Below are 18,536 nucleotides of genomic sequence, written 5' to 3'. Positions count from 1 at the left end.
GCGGGCGCCGCGGCGTTTTAGTGGTCGCGTTCGGTCTTATCGGTTGCGGCGGCGTCTTTGGCGCTGTCTGCGGCCGCTTGGTCAAGCGCGGCTTGGTGCTGTGCTTCGGTGTCGCTGCGGCCTGAGAACATGGTCCACCACACGATCACCACCAAGATGCAACCCGCGCCTAGCGCTTCAAGCAAAATCAAGAACATGAAAAAAATCCTGTGGCATGTGTTGGGAGCTTTGATTGTAGGAACCTTGGTTTCTTGCAGCACAGGTTCGCGACTGCGCGTGCCCGTGGACGAATACAGCCGTCCGGCATCGCGTGCCGAGCCCTTGCCGAACGCGCGTGTTGCGCCTGAGCTGCCTCGGGCCACAGGCACGTTGGCCGGCATGCCGGGCACGCCCAATCCGCGTGCCAGTTACCGAAGCCGTTGGGTGCCTGTGCCATGGGGCGAGGTACCCGGCTGGCAAAACGACGACTTGCAAGACGCGTGGAATGCGTGGCTGCAAAACTGCGAACGCCCAGGGCCTTTGTTTGCACCGCTGTGTCAAAACGTGCGCCAACTCTCGTTGGGTAGCGTGGATGAACGTCGTGTGTGGATGATGGGCCAGTTGCAGCCCTACCGCGTTGAAGCGGCAGACACCGGGTCGGCGGATGGCTTACTCACCAGCTATTACGAACCGCTGTTCGATGCATCGCCCGTGCAACGCCCCGGCTTTGAGGTGCCTTTGTACGCCCCGCCAGACGCCTTGAACGAGGTGCGGCGCAGCGGTCGCCCGTGGTTCAGTCGGCAGGAGATTGACACCTCTTCCCAAGCCCGTGATGCCTTGCGAGGCCGTGAAGTGGCTTGGCTGGCCGACCCTGTGGATGCGCTGGTGCTGCACATCCAAGGTTCAGGCCGTGTGCGTTTTACCAATTCCGATGGCAGCGTGCGCGTGGTGCGTTTGGCATTTGCGGGGGCGAACGAGTGGCCTTACCAAAGCGTGGGTCGTTGGTTGTTGGACCGAGGTTTGATCCGCGATGCGTCGTGGCCTGGCATCAAGGCGTGGATTGTGGCGACCCAGCAAAGCAACCCCGCCTTGGTGCAAGAGATGTTTTGGAGCAACCCGCGTTATGTGTTTTTCCGCGAAGAAACGCGCACAGGCGCGGAGGCCAACTTGGGACCACGCGGTGCACAAGGCGTGCCTTTGACCGCAGGCCGTTCGATCGCCGTCGACAAAGATTCGATTCCTTATGGCACCCCCGTGTGGATGGCATCGGCAGGTCCGAATGCGAATTTGCAACGCTTGGTGTTCGCCCAAGACACGGGCAGCGCCATTGTGGGTGCCGTGCGTGCCGACTACTTTGCCGGCACAGGCTCAGACGCGGGTGACTTCGCGGGCCGCATGAAACAGCCCTTGCGCCTTTGGGTGCTGTGGCCGAGGTAAATCTATGTCGATTCAACAGTTCAATGGCGAGTGGATTTCGCAAGAAGACCGGGTGTTGTTTCGCTTCAACACGAGTACCGGCGAAGAATTCAGCTTTTGGCTGACCCGCATGATGCTCAAAGGGTTGATTCAGGGCACGCAACACGTGGCGGTGAAAGCCCTCGAGAAAACGCACGAACCTCAAGTGGCGCAAGCCGTTCAATCGTTTCAGCAACAAGCCGTGGCCCAACAAGCCAACTTCAATGATGCGTACAAGCCCGCACCGCAAAAGCCTTTGGGGGAAGCCCCCCTGTTGGTGATCGGTTTGGTGATTCACCAACAAGACGATGGGCAGACCGCGATTGAGTTGCAACTGATCACCAAAAACAGCGTGAACTTGAAGTTGCCGCCGCATGTGCTGCAAATCATGATGACCTTGCTGAACAAGTTGCAGGAAAAAGCAGGTTGGGGCGTGGGGTTTGACGACGCCTCGTCGCCTGCGTTGCCCCTACCGTCCACGGCACACCAAGTGCACTGAGGCGCGTGACGGCGGTGCTGCCGCGTGTGTCAGTAGCTGTGCTTTTCCAAATGGGTCAATGGCAATGCCCCGCTCGCTTTCACCTCGCCGAGTGAAAAGCTGGTGTGTAAATCTTTCACATGCGGCAGGTTGATCAACACGTCGCGCGCAAATTGGCTGAAGGTGTGCAGGTCACGCGAGACCACTTGCAGCTCAAAAGTGCCTGTTCCGCTGATGTAGTGGCACGACACGATTTCAGGGATTTGGCGAATCGCCGCTTCTAAGACCTGCGTGACATCGCCGGAGTTGCGCTCGGCATCGAGCCGCACAAACGCCAACACGCCCAAACCCAGCATTTGGCGGTTGAGTTCAGCGCGGTAACCCGTGATGTAGCCCTCTTCTTCCAACATCCGCACGCGTCGCCAGCATGGCGCGGCGCTCAAGCCTACGCGCTGTGCGAGTTCGGCGTTGGTCAGTCGGGCATCGCGTTGCAGTTCGCTCAAGATCGCAATATCAAATTTATCGAGTGTCTCCAAGGTAACGCCTTTATCTTTCGTTATTCCAAAATTCTAGAAAGAATCTTGCGCAAATGCGGCGATTCAGTGAATAAAAAGAAAACCTTTATCTGGGGACGCCCCCTACACTTTGTGACAAATTCAAGATATCAATGGAGACAGCCATGAACGCACCGCTCCCCGAGCACATTCGCCGCGCCCTCGAAACCGTGACGCTGGATGACAAATACAGCCTCGATGCGGGGCGTGCTTTCATGAGCGGGGTGCAGGCGTTGGTCAAGCTGCCCATGTTGCAACGCCAGCGTGATGCGTTGCAAGGCAAAAACACCGCGGGCTTCATCAGCGGTTACCGTGGCTCGCCCTTGGGTGGCTACGACCAGGCTTTGTGGAAAGCCAAAGATTATTTGCAGGCGCAACACATCGTGTTTCAACCCGGTGTGAACGAAGAGTTGGCCGCCACGGCCTTGTGGGGCACACAGCAGCTGGGTTTTGCGCCCCCTGGCAGCAACAAGTTCGACGGGGTGTTTGGCATTTGGTACGGGAAAGGCCCTGGCGTGGACCGGTGCTCCGATGTGTTCAAGCACGCCAACATGGCAGGCACGACGCCTTGGGGGGGCGTGCTGGCCGTGGCGGGGGACGATCACATTGCCAAAAGCTCCACCGCTGCGCACCAGAGCGACCACATTTTCAAAGCCTGCGGCACGCCGGTGTTTTTCCCTGCAAGCGTGCAAGACATTTTGGATTTGGGTTTGCATGGCATCGCCATGAGTCGCTTTTCTGGCGTGTGGTCGGGCATGAAGACGATCCAAGAAATTGTGGAGTCCAGCGCGACCGCGGTGATCGATCCTGACCGCGTGAACATCGTCATTCCCGAATTTGAGATGCCTGCTGGCGGCATCCACATTCGCTGGCCCGATGACGCGCTCAGCCAAGAGGCGCGTTTGTTTGACTACAAGTGGTATGCCGCGCTCGCTTATGTGCGCGCCAACCGTTTGAACTACAACGTGATTGAGGGCCCGAACGACCGCTTAGGCCTGATCGCCAGCGGCAAGGCCTACAACGACACGCGCCAAGCCCTGCTCGATTTGGGGCTGGACGATGACACCTGCCGCCGCATTGGCATTCGCCTGCACAAAGTGGCCGTGGTGTGGCCGCTGGAAGCGCAACTCACGCGTGAGTTCGCCACGGGCTTGCAAGAGATTTTGGTGATCGAAGAAAAGCGCCAAGTCATTGAGTACCAACTCAAAGAAGAGCTCTACAACTGGCGTTCGGATGTTCGGCCCGTCGTGTTGGGTAAGTTCAACGAAACGAGCGAGGGCGGTGGCGAGTGGTCCATGCCCAACCCCAAAGACAGCACCCTGTTGCGCGCCAATGCCGATTTGAACCCTAGCTTGATCGCCAAGGCCATTGCCCAGCGCGTGCTCAAACTTGGCGTGGATGCCGACACCACCTCCCGCATCAATGCGCAGCTGGCCATCATCACCGCCAAAGAGCAGGCGATGACCACGGTGGAAGTCAAGGCCGACCGCCAGCCTTGGTTTTGCTCGGGTTGCCCGCACAACACCAGCACCAAGGTGCCCGAAGGTTCGCGCGCCATGGCGGGCATTGGCTGCCACTTCATGTCGCTGTGGATGGACCGCAGCACGTCGGGCTTCACCCAAATGGGGGGCGAAGGCACGCCGTGGGTGGGCCAGCAACCGTTTGTGAACGACGCGCACATTTTTGCCAACATCGGTGACGGCACGTACTTTCACAGCGGCATCTTGGCCATTCGCCAAAGCGTGGCCGCCGGTGTGAACATCACCTACAAAATTTTGTACAACGATGCCGTCGCCATGACCGGCGGTCAGCCCGTGGGCGAGCACCCTGAGGGGCACAACACCTTGCAAATCGCGCAAAGCATGAAGGCAGAAGGCGCACAGCGCATCGTCATCGTGACGGATGAACCCGAGAAATACGAAGGCGCTGATTTGGTGAGCGGTGTGGAAGTGTTCCACCGCGATGCGTTGGACCGCATTCAACGCGAAATGCGCGAGATCAAAGGCTGCACGGTCATCATTTACGACCAAACCTGCGCCACCGAAAAACGCCGCCGTCGCAAACGCGGCACGATGGTCGATCCGGCGGTGCGCGTGCTCATCAACGAGTTGGTGTGTGAGGGCTGCGGCGACTGTGGTGTGCAAAGCAATTGCTTGAGCGTTGAGCCCTTAGAAACGGACTTTGGTCGCAAACGCACCATCAACCAAAGCACCTGCAACAAAGACACCAGTTGTCTCAAAGGGTTTTGCCCCAGCTTTGTCACCATCGAAGGCGGGCAGCTGAAAAAGAAGGCCAAAGGCGTCTCCAAGATCGCCATGCCGGATGTGACATTGCCAGAGCCCACCTTGCCCAGCACCGCGCACGCATGGGGCACGGTGGTGGCGGGCGTGGGAGGCACGGGCGTCATCACCATCGGTCAGTTGTTGGGCATGGCCGCGCACATCGAGGGCAAAGGCATCGTCACACAAGACTCGGCAGGCTTGGCCCAAAAAGGTGGCGCTACATGGAGCCATGTCTTGATTGCCAACGACCAAGACACCATTCGCACCACGCGGGTGAGCATGGCTGCAGCCGACTTGATCATCGGCTGTGACCCCATCGTCTCGGCCGGCAAAGAAACCTTGCAGCGCATGTTGGCCGGACGCACCCATGTGGCCTTGAACGCACACAGCACACCGACCGCTGCATTTGTCAAAAATACCGATTGGCAAAACCCCGCCGATGCCTGCTTGGCGGACATCACCCAAACCGTGGGTGTCGACGGCGTGAGTGCATTTGATGCGAACCGCGTCTCTTTGCAAGCGCTGGGTGACAGCATTTACATCAACCCGATGTTGCTGGGCTACGCTTGGCAAAAGGGCTGGGTGCCGTTGGGCTTGGAGGCGCTCATGCGCGCGATTGAACTCAACAACGTGGCGGTCGAGCAAAACAAGGCGGCCTTCACGTGGGGGCGTCACTGTGCGCATGACCTCGCGGGCGTGAATGCGCTGATTGACGCTTCGCAAAACCCCACGCAAGTGGTGCAGTTTCATGCGCGTCAAAGTGTGGATGCGGTGATCGATCAGCGCGTGGCCTTCCTCACCGACTACCAAGACGCGGCGTATGCACAGCGTTACCGTGCGGTGGTGGACCGTGTGCGTGCAGCGGAAGCGCCGCTGCAAAAAACCAGTTTGACCGAGGCCGTGGCGCGTAATTTGTTCAAGCTCATGGCGTACAAAGATGAGTACGAAGTGGCCCGTTTGCACACCGACACCACGTTTTTGCAAAAGATCAACGGCATGTTTGAGGGCGACTACACCGTGAATTACCACTTGGCTCCGCCCTTGATCGCCAAAACCAATGCCAAAGGCGAATTGCAAAAGCAGAAGTTTGGTCCGTTCATGCTGACCGGCTTTAAGTTGCTCAAGCACCTCAAGGGCCTGCGCGGCACCGCGTTGGATGTGTTTGGCAACACCGAAGAGCGCCGCACCGAGCGCGCCTTGATCGGTGAATACCAAGCCAGCATCGACCAAGTGCTCGCCAAACTCAGCGCGGACAACCACGCGTTGGCGCTGGACATTGCCCGAGTACCTGAGCAAATCAAAGGTTTTGGCCACGTCAAAGCCCGTCATTTGGCGGCTGTGCGTGGCAAGTGGGCGAGTTTGATGGCGGCGTGGCAGGGTTAATCCCCGTCACACCCCCGCCGCATACAATCCGCGATTGGCCCGTCTAGGCGTTTTGCACCTAGGCGGGAGTCCTTCTTATTGGAGTTCGATCGTGTTGATTTCTTCTGCTTTTGCTCAAACCGCCCCTGCCGCTGCTGCTGGTGGCGACATCATGTCTTCCCTCACCGGCATGTTGCCTTTGGTGTTGATGTTCGTGGTCTTGTACTTCGTGATGATTCGTCCTCAGATGAAGCGTCAAAAAGAACACAAAGCCATGATCGACGCGCTCGCCAAAGGTGACGAAATCGCCACCGCTGGCGGCTTGCTCGGCAAAGTCACCAAACTCGGTGACAACACCCTGAGCTTGGAAGTTTCTCCTGGCGTGGAAGTGCAATTGCAGCGTCACGCTGTGGTGCAAGTTTTGCCCAAAGGCTCTGTCAAGTAATCTCTGAGATACGAAGCGATCATGAACCGTTACCCGTTTTGGAAATACGCGATCATCGTGATCGCTTTGTTGATTGGCAGCATCTACACGCTGCCTAACTTTTTTGGTGAAGCACCTGCCGTTCAAGTGAGCGCAGGCAAACCCGGCGTCAAAGTGGACGCTGCGGTTCAAGCGCGTGTGGAAGAGGCCCTGAAAGCGGCGAACCTCACGCCTGAGGTGTTGACCTTGGACAACGGGTCGCTCAAAGCCCGTTTTGACAACACCGACACCCAGCTCAAAGCCAAAGATGCCATTCAACATGCGTTGGTGCCAGATGCCAACGACCCCGCTTATGTGGTGGCGTTGAACCTCTTGGCCCGTTCACCTGCATGGCTGACCAGCTTGGGCGCCTCGCCCATGTATTTGGGTTTGGACTTGCGCGGTGGCGTGCACTTCATGTTGCAAGTCGACATGCCAGCGGCTTTGACCAAGAAAGCCGAATCGTTGGCGGGTGACATTCGCACCGGCTTGCGCGAGAAAAACGTGCGCCACAGTGGCATCAGCCGCAATGGCCAAGCCATCGAGGTGCGCTTTCGCGATATGGCCACGTTGGAGTCCGCCCAGCGCGTGATTCAAGACCAGTTTGCCGATTTGCAAACCACCAGCGCGCCCGATGGCGCCGACTTCAAACTCACGGCGGTGATCAACCCCGTGGCCGCGAAGCGCGTGCAAGAGCAAGCGATCAAGCAAAACATCACCACCTTGCACAACCGTATCAATGAGTTGGGCGTGGCCGAACCTGTGATTCAACAGCAAGGCACGGACCGCATCGTGGTGCAACTGCCTGGCGTGCAAGACACGGCCAAGGCCAAAGACATTTTGGGCCGCACGGCTACGCTGGAAATCCGCATGGTGGATGACAGTGCCGAGGCCCGCAGCGCGGAGCTGAGCAACGGCCCTGTGCCATTTGGCACCGAGCGCTTTTTAGAGCGCAGCGGTCAGGCCGTGATTGTGAAGAAGCAAGTGATCTTGACAGGTGAAAACCTCACCGACGCACAACCTGGCTTTGACACCCAAAACCAAGAAGCCGCCGTGCACCTGACGCTCGACGCCAAGGGTGCACGCATTTTCAAGGACGTGACCCGTGAGAGTGTGGGCAAGCGCATGGCCATTTTGTTGTTTGAAAAAGGCAAGGGCGAAGTCGTCACCGCGCCTGTGATTCGCAGCGAAATCGGCGGTGGCCGCGTGCAAATTTCGGGCCGCATGAGCACCGTGGAAGCCAACGACACCGCCTTGCTGTTGCGTGCGGGCTCACTCGCTGCGCCGATGGAAATCATCGAAGAACGCACCATTGGCCCTAGCCTCGGTGCTGAAAACATTGCCAAGGGTTTTAACTCCGTCACTTGGGGCTTTGTGGCGGTGACCGCCTTCATGTGCGTGTACTACATGTTGTTCGGCATGTTCTCCAGCGTGGCTTTGGCGGTGAACTTGTTGCTCTTGGTGGCGGTGCTGTCCATGTTGCAAGCCACGCTCACTTTGCCCGGTATGGCCGCGATGGCTTTGGTGTTGGGTATGGCGATTGACGCCAACGTGCTGATCAACGAACGCGTGCGCGAAGAGTTGCGCAATGGCGCATCGCCTCAGTCGGCCATTCACGCCGGTTACGACCGCGCTTGGGCCACCATTCTTGACTCGAACGTCACCACCCTGATTGCCGGCTTGGCCTTGTTGGCCTTTGGCTCGGGCCCCGTGCGTGGCTTTGCTGTGGTGCATTGCTTGGGCATTTTGACCAGCATGTTCTCGGCCGTGTTCTTCTCGCGTGGCTTGGTCAACGTTTGGTATGGCCGCCAAAAGAAATTACAAAGCGTGTCCATCGGCACCGTGTGGCGCGCCTGATCGCGTGGCGACAAGAAAGAAATTGAGTCATGGAATTTTTTAAGATCCGCAAAGACATCCCGTTCATGAAGAATGCGGTGGCGTTCAACGCCATTTCGTTCATCACCTTTTTGGCCGCGGTGTTCTTCTTGTTCAACCGTGGCTTGCACCTGTCGGTGGAGTTCACGGGCGGTACGTTGATGGAAGTCAGCTACAGCCAGCCCGCTGACTTGAACGTGGTGCGCGACCAAATCGCCAAGCTCGGTTTGAACGACGTGCAGGTGCAAAACTTTGGCACCGCCCGCGATGTGATGATCCGCATGCCTGCGGTCAAAGGCCAGAGTTCAGCCCAGCAAAGCGACCAAGTGTTGGCAGCTTTGAAGGGGATAGATGCTTCCGTGCAACTGCGCCGCACCGAGTTTGTCGGCCCGCAAGTGGGCGACGAGTTGGCGGCGGATGGCCTCAAGGCGCTGGCTTTTGTGGTCGTGGGCATCATGATTTATTTGGCCATGCGCTTTGAGTGGAAGTTTGCGGTGGCTGCCATCATTGCGAACTTGCATGACGTGGTCATCATCTTGGGTTTCTTCGCGTTCTTCCAGTGGGAGTTTTCGCTGCCCGTGCTGGCTGCCGTGTTGGCCGTGCTGGGTTATTCAGTGAACGAATCGGTGGTGATTTTTGACCGTATTCGCGAGAACTTCCGCCGCTACCGCAAGATGGACACGGTCGAAATCATCGACAACGCCATCACCTCCACCATCAGCCGCACCATCATCACCCACGGCTGTACACAGCTCATGGTGTTGTCTATGTTGCTGTTTGGGGGCGCGACCTTGCACTACTTTGCGCTGGCGCTGACCATCGGTATTTGCTTCGGTATCTACTCGTCGGTGTTCGTGGCCGCGGCCATCGCCATGTGGCTGGGCATTCAACGCGAAGATTTGATCAAGGCCCCTGTCAAAGCAGCGGGCGATCCTGACGACGAAAACTCGGGCGCGGTGGTCTAAGTCTTCAATGTGCGACGCGGTCTGCGTCGTCACACAACTCGTCTAGCACCAGCGCGTCGGGCTCTAAGCCCACGCTCCAGTAGACCATCAGCACGATGATTTTCAGGTCATCCAAATCAATGGGCTGGGTGGCCACCGCCATGGCGCGGTCGAGCACGATTTCGCGCATGTGAGGCGAGAGCACTTCGGCGGTTTCTAAGAAACGGATGAAGCCCAAGCACGCCGCGCCTAAGCGGTCTTGCTCGGCGACCGAATACACACGCAGGCTGTGTGCTGACTCGGTGTGGTGTTCGGGCGAGGATTGGCTGATGTCGATCAGCTCCGTGTGGTGTGAGGCGATGCTCAAGCCATCTAGCCATTGCAAGGCCTGCGAAATGTCGTCCGCTTCGAAGCCTGCCGCACTGAGTTTGCGGCCCAGTTGCGCGAGCTCCGGACACGCATCACCGTGCCAGTAGTTTTCGTAAACAAAGACGAGCACTTCAAACATGGGTTCAATATAACGGTATTTGTTGCAAGCCCTTCACGCTTGCCCCAAACGCTGAAATAAACCACCGGGCAAGCGCCCAATCAAGCCGTCCAGCTCCAAGGTCAAGAGCTGGGCTTGCAAGCTGGCCGTGGCGATGCCACAACGCGCTTGCAGGGCATCCAAGCTGACGGGGCCGTAGCCCATGTGGCCCAAAAGCGTGGGTTCGGTTGTTGCGTCGTCGTGCGGCGACTCATCAAACAGCAACGTTTGTTCTTGCAATTGCAGCTCTTCCAGCACGTCTTGGGCCTTTTCCACCAATTTGGCGCCTTGGCGTATCAAGGCATGGCAGCCATGCGATTGTGTGGCATGGATGGAGCCCGGGATGGCCAGCACTTCACGCCCTAAATCAAGCGCCAAGCGTGCCGTGATGAGCGAGCCCGATTGCAAGGCCGCTTCCACCACCAAGGTGCCCAAACCGAGGGCGGCAATGAGTCGATTGCGTTTGGGAAAGTTGGCGGGCAGCGGGGCCGTGCCCAAGTGGTATTCGCTCAGCATGAGACCGTGTTGCGCGATGTCGTAGGCCAAGGTTTGGTGTTGGCGTGGGTACACGCGGTCCAAGCCCGTGCCCACCACGGCCACTGTGTGCCAATGGTCAGCCGTTTCGCGCGAGCGCGCACCCCGCAGCGCGCCAAGGTGTGCCGCGCCATCCACGCCCAAAGCCAAGCCCGAGACCACGCACAAGCCAGCGGCCGCCAAGGCTTCGCCAAATTGCGCTGCCGTTTGTGCCCCTTGTGGCGTGGGGTTGCGGCTGCCGACGATGGCCACGGCAGGCCCCAAAGTAGCCTCCAACTGGCCTTGTGCGTAGACCATCAGCGGTGGGTCTGGCAATTGCAGCAAGGCGTCGGGGTAATGGGCATCGCCCAAAGTCCACACCGCATGGCGGTGCGTGTCGGGTTGGTGGGCCAGCCACTGCTGGGTGCGCACGCACTGCACGGCCAGTTCGTTGGGGTCGGTCAGCAGGGCCAAGGCCTGTTTGGCGGTGACCACTTGGCACAACGCAGCCTCGCTTTGGGCAAACACAGCCTGCGGGCTGCCAAAGGCGGCCAGCAGTCGCCGAGCGGCATCGTTGCCGACCCCATCGGTCAAGCTCAACCGCAGCCAAGCGCGCAATTCGTCTTGGGTCAGGGGCGTGGGGTGCATGCGGGTCTCCTTGTGGTGTGAAAACCATTGTGGAGAGCGTGCTTTCAAATACACATGCGCGCAGGTCGAAAATTTCAAAAGCAGAGACAATATGCGCATGCCCAAGTTAGACATTCTCCGATTCCCTGACCCCAAACTTCACACCGTGGCCAAGCCCGTCGCTGAGGTGGATGCGCGCATCCGCACCCTCATCGCCGACATGCTGGAGACCATGTACGACGCCAACGGCATCGGCCTCGCGGCCACCCAAGTGGATGTGCATGAGCGCTTGGTGGTGATTGATGTTTCAGAAAAACGCAACGAGCCCATGGTGCTCATCAACCCCGAAATCACATGGATGGGCGATGAGCGCGTCAAAGGTGAAGAGGGCTGCTTGTCGGTGCCAGGCATTTATGACGGCGTGGAGCGCGCGACCCAAGTCAAAGTCAAAGCCACAGACGCGGATGGTCACGTGCGCACCATCGAGGCCGACGGCTTGCTGGCGGTGTGTATTCAGCATGAGCTGGACCACTTGCTGGGCAAAGTGTTCGTGGAATACCTCTCGCCTTTGAAGCGCAACCGCATCAAAACCAAAATGCTCAAATCTGCGCGCGACGACGCCTGAACCAAAGGTCTTTGATGCGCGTTATTTTTGCGGGTACGCCCGAATTTGCCGCCGTGGCGTTGGCCCAAATTTTGGCGGCTGGGCACGAGGTGCCCTTGGTGCTGACGCAGCCCGACCGCCCAGCCGGTCGGGGCATGAAGTTGCAAGCTTCGGCGGTCAAACAACTGGCCCTGCAACACCATATTCCCGTCGCACAGCCCATGAGTTTGCGTTTGGACGGCAAATACCCCGATGACGCAGCCCAAGCTCAAGCTGCCATTGCAGCGGCCAACGCCGACGTGATGGTGGTAGCGGCTTATGGTTTGATCTTGCCGCAATGGACGTTGAGCGCGCCGCGTTTGGGCTGCCTCAACATCCATGCCTCCCTGTTGCCACGTTGGCGCGGCGCCGCGCCGATTCACCGCGCGATTGAGGCGGGTGACGCGCAAACGGGCGTGGTCATCATGCAAATGGATGCGGGCTTGGACACGGGCGACATGCTGCTGACCGGCGTGCGCGACATCGATGCACAAGACACCACCGCCACCTTGCACGACCGTTTGGCCGACCTAGGCGGTGCGTTGGTGGTGCAGGCTTTGAACGATGCACAAGCGGGGCAACTCAAACCCGTCAAGCAACCGCTCGAGGGCATCACTTACGCCCACAAAATTGAAAAAGCCGAGGCGGCCGTCGACTGGCGCGAAGCGGCGACAACCATTGACCGCCGCGTGCGCGCTTTCCACCCCTTTCCTGCCGCTGCCGCTCAGCTCAACGGCGAAGTCATCAAGTTGTGGCGTGCGGTGCCTGAGCCTTCCACGAAGGCCAGCCATGCGGGGCCTGGTACGGTTCTGAGCGCAGATGCCCAAGGGGTACGCATTGCGTGTGGCGAGGGCGTGTTGTGCGTCACCGAGTTGCAGCGCGCAGGTGGCAAACGTTTGGCAGCGGCTGATTTTTTGCGCGGCTTTCCTTTGACGGTGGGCCAACAATTCGACGTCACCCCAGGTTGAACCCGCCATGATGTTTCTCAGCCCCCAGCTCTACCGCCACTCTGAATTCAAAATTGGCTTGCGCGAGCTGGCGCCTCAAGCGATGGGCGTGGCGGCTTGGGGGCTGATGACCGGTGTGGCCATGGTCAAGTCGGGCATGAGTATTTTTGAATCGGTGTTCATGACCTTGGTGGTGTTTGCCGGCAGCTCGCAACTGGCATCCATTCCGCTCCTCGTGGCCGGTGCCCCCGCTTGGGTCATTTTGGCCACGGGCTTTTGTGTGAACTTGCGCTTTGTGGTGTTCAGCTTGCACCTGCGCCCTCACTTGATTCATCTGCCGCGCTGGCGTCGCATGTTGCATGGCTACGCCACCGCTGACATCAGCTATGTGCTGTTCACCAAACGTTTTCACCAGCCCGGTGCGACGCCTGAAGAACGCTTGGCACAAGAAGCCTATTTGGCGGGCAACGACAGCTTGAACTGGGGCAGCTGGATGCTGGCCAGCTTGATCGGCATCGCCTTGGCCAATGGCATTCCCCCCGATTGGGGTTTGGGTTTCGCGGGTATTTTGTGTCTGGTGGGCGTGCAGTGTTCGCTGGCCAGCTCTCGCTTGCGCATCGTCTCGGCGGCAGTGGCGGGTGTGGCCGCGGTGGTGACCTATGCCTTGCCCTTGAAGCTCAACATCGTGGTCGCCATTGCGGTGGCCGTGATCTTGTGTCTCACGTTGGAGCGTTTCAAACCCACCGACGCGACAGGAGCGCACGCATGAACACCGGCATGAACAGCACCGATCTGTGGACCTTGCTGGTGATCGCTGGATTGGGCGTGGTGACGGTGGTCACGCGCAGCTTCTTTTTCTTGTCGAACAAGCCGTGGCATTTGCCGCATTGGGCCCAGCGCGGTTTGCAATACGCGCCGATTGCCGCTTTGTCTGCGGTGGTGGTGCCCGAGATTGTGATGAGCCAAGGCCAACTCATCACCACGTGGCAAGACGCACGCCTGTTTGCGGCGGCGGCAGGCGCGTTGATTTACTTTGCCAAGCGCAATGTGCTCTTGACCATCTTGGGGGGCATGGCCGTGTACTTGCCGCTGCACCTCGGGCTTGGGTTTTAAAAAGTCACGACCGAGACAAGGGTGGGCGGCGGTTGACGCCATAGTTTGAGCCCTCTCTTCACTTGGGCTTGGCCCGACTTCACCATGCGTTGTTTTCAATTTTCGATGGCGGCGATGGCCTGCCTTTTGGTCGCCAATTTAACGACCAGTTCGCCGGTTCATGCCCAAGAGTCACAACGTCGTTTCAAAGTGCTGACCCCTTCAGAGATGACGCAGGCACAACGCGACTTGGTGCAAAACATCCGTTCGGGTCCTCGCGCTGCGGTGGCTGGGTCTGCAGCGAACAGCAACAACGGCACTTTGGGCAGTCCGTTCAATGTGTTTTTGCGCAGCCCCGAGTTGGGCGATCACTTGCAAAAAGTGGGCTCGCACATCCGCTTCAAAAGCACCTTGGGACAAAAGCTCAATGAGATGGCCATCCTCATCACGGCCCGTCATTGGACGGCGCAATACGAGTGGTTTGCACATCACCGTTTGGCCTTGCAAGCCGGCCTAGATCCCCAAGTGGCCGAGGCCATCGCCCAAGGCAAACGGCCTGCCAACATGAAAGACGACGAAGCCATCGTCTACAACTTTTGCCACGAGCTGCACACCACCACGCGGGTGAGCGACGCCACGTACAAGGCCGTGGTCGACGCTTTTGGCGAACAGGGTGTGATGGACCTGATCGCCGTGAATGGCTATTACGTGTTGGTGGCCATGACACTCAATGTGGACCGCACGCCTATTCCGGGCGATGCACCACCGCCCTTGCCTGCACTCACGCCTGCGCGTTAATACGTCGAGCGACCGCCGGTGATGTCAAACACAGAGCCGGTGGTGAACGAGCAGTCTTCGCTGGCCAGCCAGGCCACCATGGCGGCAATTTCTTCCACTTCCACGAAGCGGCCCATGGGGATCTTGCCCAGCATGTAGGCAATGTGCGCTTCGGTCATTTGCGCAAACATGGCAGTGCGTGCCACAGCAGGCGTGATGGCGTTGACCAACACCCCTTTGGTGGCCACTTCTTTGGCCAGCGATTTGGTCAGTGCAATCACACCGGCTTTGGAGGCGCTGTAGTGGCTGGCGTTGGGGTTGCCTTCTTTGCCAGCGACCGAGGCGATGTTGATGATGCGACCCCAACCGCGTTCGATCATGTGAGGGGTCACGGCACGGCAAGTCAGGTAAGGCGCAATCAGGTTGACTTCAATCACACGACGCCACACCTCGGGGTCGAGTTCCCACGTGGTGGCATTGCCACCCGTGATGCCAGCGTTGTTCACCAAGATGTCGATGCGGCCCAAGTCTTGGATGGTTTGGGCCGTGGTGTCAGCCACGGCGGCGTCAGACGTGAGTTCGACCACGTAGCCGCTGATGGGGCCGAGCGCACTCAACAGCGCTTTGGCTTCGTTGATCTTGGCGCCGTCGATGTCCCACATCACCACGGATGCGCCCGAGCGCAGCAGGCGTTCGCAGGTGGCAAAGCCAATGCCTTGGGCGCCGCCGGTGACGACCGCCACGCGACCTTGTAAATCGATCTGGTTCATGCTTTGTATCCTTTCAGAGCTTGTGCCGCATTCGGACCCGCTTGGGTGTCGGCGATGTATTGGTGAATGATGTCGTCAAAGGTTTTTTCGGCAAACAGCCCCAGCTTGTTGGCGCGCACCGAGCTCGACCCTTTGGGCCAACGCGACACGATGCCTGCAATGGTCTCGTTGCGTTCAAACGTCACACGGGCGCGCACTTCGGGGCCGGCCACACGCGTCAACGCGTCGAGCATTTCTTGCACAGTCACGTTCAAGCCTGGCAGGTTCAGTGCCGTGCGACCACCGTAGGCCTCACGCGAGCACTCAAACACGGTGATCAAACCTTCCACCGTCGCGCGCGGCGAGGTGACGGGGTGCGACACCTCGGGTGACACGGGACACACGGAGGGCTCGCCCGCCAAGGGCTCGCGAATGATGCCGCTGAAAAATGACGAGGCCGCGCCGTTGGGCTTGCCTGGACGCACAGTGACCGTCATCAAGCGGGCGCTGCGGCCATCGATGTAGCCCTTGCGCGTGTAGTCGGCCACCAAGTGCTCGCAGATGTGCTTTTGGGCACCGTATGAGGTTTGGGGTGTGGGCAGCGTGTCGTCGCCCACCACGTCGGGCATGGGCACCGCGTCGTCAGGGCCAAACACAGCCACCGAGCTGGAGAACACCAAACGCGCAGGCGCTGCGCCGCCCTGTACGCGCGAGCGCAGTGCGTCTAACAAGGCGCGTGTGCTGTCGAGGTTGGAACGCAGGCCCAAGTCGAAGTCAGCCTCACATTCGCCCGAGACGGCCGATGCCAAATGGAAAACCCCGTCCACCGCCTCATGTGCCAAGGCTTGGCAATGGTCCAGCAGCGGGCCAGTTTTGACCAACACGCGTGGGTCAGCGGCCAAATCGGCGGGAGCCGGAAACTGGTCGGCTAAGATGATTTGGGTGATGGCTTGGCCGTTCAATTGGCCGCGAGCCAGCAGGGTACGGGCCAGACGGGCACCAATAAAGCCAGCACCGCCGGTGATCAATAAACGCATGGGTCAACTCTTTCGTTCAAGGGTGGGATACAGCACGTCCTGCTTTGGGTGCGCGCAAAGCGGAAGCAGGCAGCGCCAAAGAAGGCAATTTCTTTTTCGAGACCAAAACCATTTCAATGTCCTCGCGGGCACTGTCGATCAGCTTGAGCACGGCGCGCTCTGCTTTGTCGGGTGCGCGCGCAATCACGGCGTCGAGCACGGCGCGGTGCAAGGGCAGCGAGAGGGCGGGGCCATTGGGTTTGGTGGTGGTGATTTCAAAGCTGGTGCGCAACAAGGCGCCAATGGCTTTGCTCATTTGGACCACCATGCGGTTGTGACAGGCTTTGAGCAAGCCTTGGTGAAACAACAAATCGTGGGTCACGTAGTCGCCGCCAAATTCAATGGCGTGCTTCATGCCCGCGTAGGCGGCTTCGACTTCGGCCAAATCTTCAGGCGTGGCGCGCTCAGCGGCCAAGCGAACCGCCGCGGGCTCGACCACGCGGCGCAGGTCTTGCAGGTCACGCAAGAACTCGCGCGTCAAGCCCAACTTCGATTGCCACGCCACCACATTCGGGTCAAACCAATTCCATTGGTCCGAGGGCAAAACACGGGTGCCCACTTTGGGGCCGGTGCTCACTAGGCCTTTGGCGACCAACGATTTGACCGCTTCGCGCACCACGGTTCGGCTGACGCCGAGTTCGGTGCACAGCACTGTCTCGGGGGGCATCGACGCGCCCGGCGCGTAGTGGCCAGACACAATGGCTTCGCCCAACAAATCGAGCGTGTGGCCGAGCATGTTTTTGATGGCCATGTGGGTTTATCCGCGTACGAACAAAGTCACCAAGGGTTGGCTGCCGACTTGGCGGCTCCAGTGGCCGTGCACCTTGTCGTCAAAGGTGGCGCCGGCGGGCAGCAAGTCTTCGGAGTAGAAGTGTTCGCCGGGGCTGAACACGCGCGAGCTGCCATCTTGCAAACCGATTTCCATGTGGCCGCTCAAGATGAACACCCATTGCGCATGGTCGCTGCAATGGAAGGTGCTGCGAAACCCCACGGGGCTGTGGCGCAACTGATAGCCACCGCTGCTCATGAGTTGCGACAAACGCGCTTGGGGTTTGCCTTCGGTCAGGGCAATGGGCTCGTCGCGAAAACGCGCGCAGCCATCGGTGTCGGTGAAGAGAATGGTTTTTGTAAATGTGGTCATGAGGCTACTTTATCCGCGCCAAAGTTGATTTGAACCTTCATGGCTTGGCTCTTGTCGCAGGCCAGCTCAAAAGCTTGGGTGGCTTGATCAAAGTCAACCACATGCGAGATCACAGGACGACCATCGATCAAGCCTTCGTTGAGGAAGCGCACCGCGACCGCAAATTCTTCGTGGAATCGGAAGGTGCCACGCAACTCCAGCTCTTTGCCCACCAGCTGGTTCAACGGCAAGGTCGAGTCACCGCCGAGGCCAATGCTCACGATGACGCCGCGTGGCGTCACCACGTCTAGGCCGCTGCGCAGCGCTTTGTCGTTGCCCGAGGCTTCAAACATCACGTCAAACACACCTTTGTTGGCCGCGAACGGGGCCAAGCTATTGGGTGTGGTGGCGAGGTTGATGGTTTCATCGGCGCCCATGGCGCGCGCGCATTCCAGTGGTTTGTCGGCCACGTCAACGGCCACGATGCGCGCCGCACCGGCACGACGCAGGCCTGCAATCAAGAGTGCGCCGATCGGTCCGCAACCGGTGACCAACACTTGTTTGCCAAATACCGAGCCTGCACGCTGGATGGCGTGCAAACCGACGGACAACGGTTCAGCCAGTGCAGCGAGCGACAGGCTCAGGCTGTCGCTGAGTTTGTGGGCCTGTGAGGCCTCGATCACCAAGGACTCGCGGAAGGCGCCTTGGATGTGCGGGAAGCGCATGGCACTGCCGTAAAACCGCATGTCCAAGCAATGGTTGTGGTGGCCTTTTTGGCAGTATTGGCAGACGCCGCAAGGACGCGAGGGCGAGATGGCAATGCGTTGGCCGGGCGCAAAATTTGTCACCCCAGAGCCGACGGCGCTGACGATGCCCGACACCTCGTGGCCCAACACCATGGGCTCTTTGATGCGCACGGTGCCAAAGCCACCGTGGCGGTAGTAATGCAAATCCGAGCCGCAAATGCCGCCGTAGGCGACGCGCACGGCGAGCTGCTGGGGGCCGAGGACTTCGGTTTCAAACGCGTCGAGGCGCAAATCCTCGGGGGCGTGACAAACGATGGCTTTCATGTGT

At 59.3% G+C, this 18,536-nt stretch carries 20 protein-coding genes; 11 read left to right on the top strand and 9 right to left on the bottom strand.

The features are described 5' to 3' along the window. Window positions 1-17: 17 nt before the first annotated feature. Window positions 18-197, bottom strand: a complete 180-nt coding sequence (locus tag RMS95_RS06020) for a hypothetical protein (protein ID WP_310644473.1) — start codon at window positions 195-197, stop codon at window positions 18-20. Here RMS95_RS06020 and RMS95_RS06015 point away from each other — a divergent pair. Beyond that, window positions 130-1,416: a murein transglycosylase A gene (locus tag RMS95_RS06015; RefSeq protein WP_405023364.1), complete on the top strand. Its 1,287-nt coding sequence runs from the start codon at window positions 130-132 to the stop codon at window positions 1,414-1,416. The two genes, RMS95_RS06020 and RMS95_RS06015, sit on opposite strands and share 68 nt — an antisense overlap. 4 nt (window positions 1,417-1,420) lie before the next feature. Continuing rightward, the gene (locus RMS95_RS06010) at window positions 1,421-1,933 is read left to right on the top strand and encodes a hypothetical protein (protein ID WP_310644470.1); all 513 of its coding nucleotides are present in this window, start codon (window positions 1,421-1,423) and stop codon (window positions 1,931-1,933) included. Window positions 1,934-1,962: 29 nt separating this feature from the next. On the opposite strand, the gene RMS95_RS06005 is transcribed toward RMS95_RS06010, so the two are convergent. After that, a complete protein-coding gene (locus RMS95_RS06005; protein WP_310644468.1) occupies window positions 1,963-2,448 on the bottom strand; it encodes an Lrp/AsnC family transcriptional regulator in 486 nt (161 codons plus the stop codon). Window positions 2,449-2,591: 143 nt separating this feature from the next. Here RMS95_RS06005 and RMS95_RS06000 point away from each other — a divergent pair, with 143 nt between their 5' ends. From RMS95_RS06000 to secF, 4 genes are all read left to right on the top strand, one after another. Beyond that, window positions 2,592-6,131, top strand: coding sequence for an indolepyruvate ferredoxin oxidoreductase family protein (locus RMS95_RS06000; RefSeq protein ID WP_310644467.1), 3,540 nt, complete (start codon window positions 2,592-2,594; stop codon window positions 6,129-6,131). Between the two features lie 91 nt (window positions 6,132-6,222). Next, complete coding sequence (gene yajC / locus RMS95_RS05995; RefSeq protein WP_310644465.1) at window positions 6,223-6,555, top strand: preprotein translocase subunit YajC; 333 nt, start codon at window positions 6,223-6,225, stop codon at window positions 6,553-6,555. A gap of 21 nt (window positions 6,556-6,576) precedes the next feature. Next, the gene (gene secD / locus RMS95_RS05990; protein WP_310644463.1) at window positions 6,577-8,430 is read left to right on the top strand and encodes a protein translocase subunit SecD; all 1,854 of its coding nucleotides are present in this window, start codon (window positions 6,577-6,579) and stop codon (window positions 8,428-8,430) included. A 29-nt stretch (window positions 8,431-8,459) separates the two neighbouring features. Then, on the top strand, window positions 8,460-9,413 hold the full coding sequence (gene secF, locus RMS95_RS05985; RefSeq protein ID WP_310644461.1) for a protein translocase subunit SecF: 954 nt from the start codon (window positions 8,460-8,462) through the stop codon (window positions 9,411-9,413). Window positions 9,414-9,417: 4 nt separating this feature from the next. Here secF and RMS95_RS05980 read toward each other — a convergent pair whose 3' ends face one another. Beyond that, entirely contained in the window at window positions 9,418-9,900 is a 483-nt protein-coding gene (locus RMS95_RS05980; RefSeq protein ID WP_310644459.1) for a DUF494 domain-containing protein, read from the bottom strand. A gap of 33 nt (window positions 9,901-9,933) precedes the next feature. Next, window positions 9,934-11,064 (bottom strand): DNA-processing protein DprA, encoded by a 1,131-nt coding sequence (gene dprA, locus RMS95_RS05975; protein WP_310644681.1) that lies wholly within the window; start codon window positions 11,062-11,064, stop codon window positions 9,934-9,936. A gap of 112 nt (window positions 11,065-11,176) precedes the next feature. Here dprA and def point away from each other — a divergent pair, with 112 nt between their 5' ends. The 5 genes from def (at window position 11,177) to RMS95_RS05950 (ending at window position 14,538) form a co-directional block, all read left to right on the top strand. After that, window positions 11,177-11,683, top strand: a complete 507-nt coding sequence (def, locus tag RMS95_RS05970) for a peptide deformylase (protein ID WP_310644457.1) — start codon at window positions 11,177-11,179, stop codon at window positions 11,681-11,683. A gap of 14 nt (window positions 11,684-11,697) precedes the next feature. Next, window positions 11,698-12,669: a methionyl-tRNA formyltransferase gene (gene fmt / locus RMS95_RS05965; RefSeq protein WP_310644455.1), complete on the top strand. Its 972-nt coding sequence runs from the start codon at window positions 11,698-11,700 to the stop codon at window positions 12,667-12,669. 10 nt (window positions 12,670-12,679) lie between these two features. Continuing rightward, complete coding sequence (locus RMS95_RS05960) at window positions 12,680-13,417, top strand: AzlC family ABC transporter permease (protein ID WP_310644679.1); 738 nt, start codon at window positions 12,680-12,682, stop codon at window positions 13,415-13,417. Between the two features lie 8 nt (window positions 13,418-13,425). Further along, complete coding sequence (locus RMS95_RS05955) at window positions 13,426-13,761, top strand: AzlD domain-containing protein (RefSeq protein ID WP_310644677.1); 336 nt, start codon at window positions 13,426-13,428, stop codon at window positions 13,759-13,761. Window positions 13,762-13,845: 84 nt separating this feature from the next. Continuing rightward, window positions 13,846-14,538, top strand: a complete 693-nt coding sequence (locus RMS95_RS05950; RefSeq protein WP_310644453.1) for a carboxymuconolactone decarboxylase family protein — start codon at window positions 13,846-13,848, stop codon at window positions 14,536-14,538. Here RMS95_RS05950 and RMS95_RS05945 read toward each other — a convergent pair. Genes RMS95_RS05945 through RMS95_RS05925 form a run of 5 tightly spaced genes read right to left on the bottom strand, consistent with a single transcriptional unit; the run spans window position 14,535 to window position 18,532 of the window. Beyond that, window positions 14,535-15,287: an SDR family NAD(P)-dependent oxidoreductase gene (locus RMS95_RS05945; protein ID WP_310644451.1), complete on the bottom strand. Its 753-nt coding sequence runs from the start codon at window positions 15,285-15,287 to the stop codon at window positions 14,535-14,537. The genes RMS95_RS05950 and RMS95_RS05945 overlap by 4 nt on opposite strands. Next, entirely contained in the window at window positions 15,284-16,303 is a 1,020-nt protein-coding gene (gene denD, locus RMS95_RS05940) for a D-erythronate dehydrogenase (RefSeq protein WP_310644449.1), read from the bottom strand. The genes RMS95_RS05945 and denD overlap by 4 nt, the downstream gene beginning before the upstream one ends. Window positions 16,304-16,319: 16 nt before the next feature. Further along, entirely contained in the window at window positions 16,320-17,093 is a 774-nt protein-coding gene (locus RMS95_RS05935) for a FadR/GntR family transcriptional regulator (RefSeq protein WP_310644447.1), read from the bottom strand. 6 nt (window positions 17,094-17,099) lie between these two features. Then, window positions 17,100-17,483, bottom strand: coding sequence for a hypothetical protein (locus tag RMS95_RS05930; RefSeq protein WP_310644445.1), 384 nt, complete (start codon window positions 17,481-17,483; stop codon window positions 17,100-17,102). Further along, window positions 17,480-18,532, bottom strand: a complete 1,053-nt coding sequence (locus RMS95_RS05925) for an L-idonate 5-dehydrogenase (RefSeq protein ID WP_310644443.1) — start codon at window positions 18,530-18,532, stop codon at window positions 17,480-17,482. The genes RMS95_RS05930 and RMS95_RS05925 overlap by 4 nt, the downstream gene beginning before the upstream one ends. Window positions 18,533-18,536: the final 4 nt, after the last annotated feature.

This window comes from Limnohabitans sp. (genome assembly GCF_031539175.1).
Taxonomy (GTDB): Bacteria; Pseudomonadota; Gammaproteobacteria; order Burkholderiales; family Burkholderiaceae_C; genus Limnohabitans.
The sequence above is the reverse complement of the archived record's forward strand: the minus strand, read 5'-3'. Positions and strand labels throughout refer to the sequence as shown.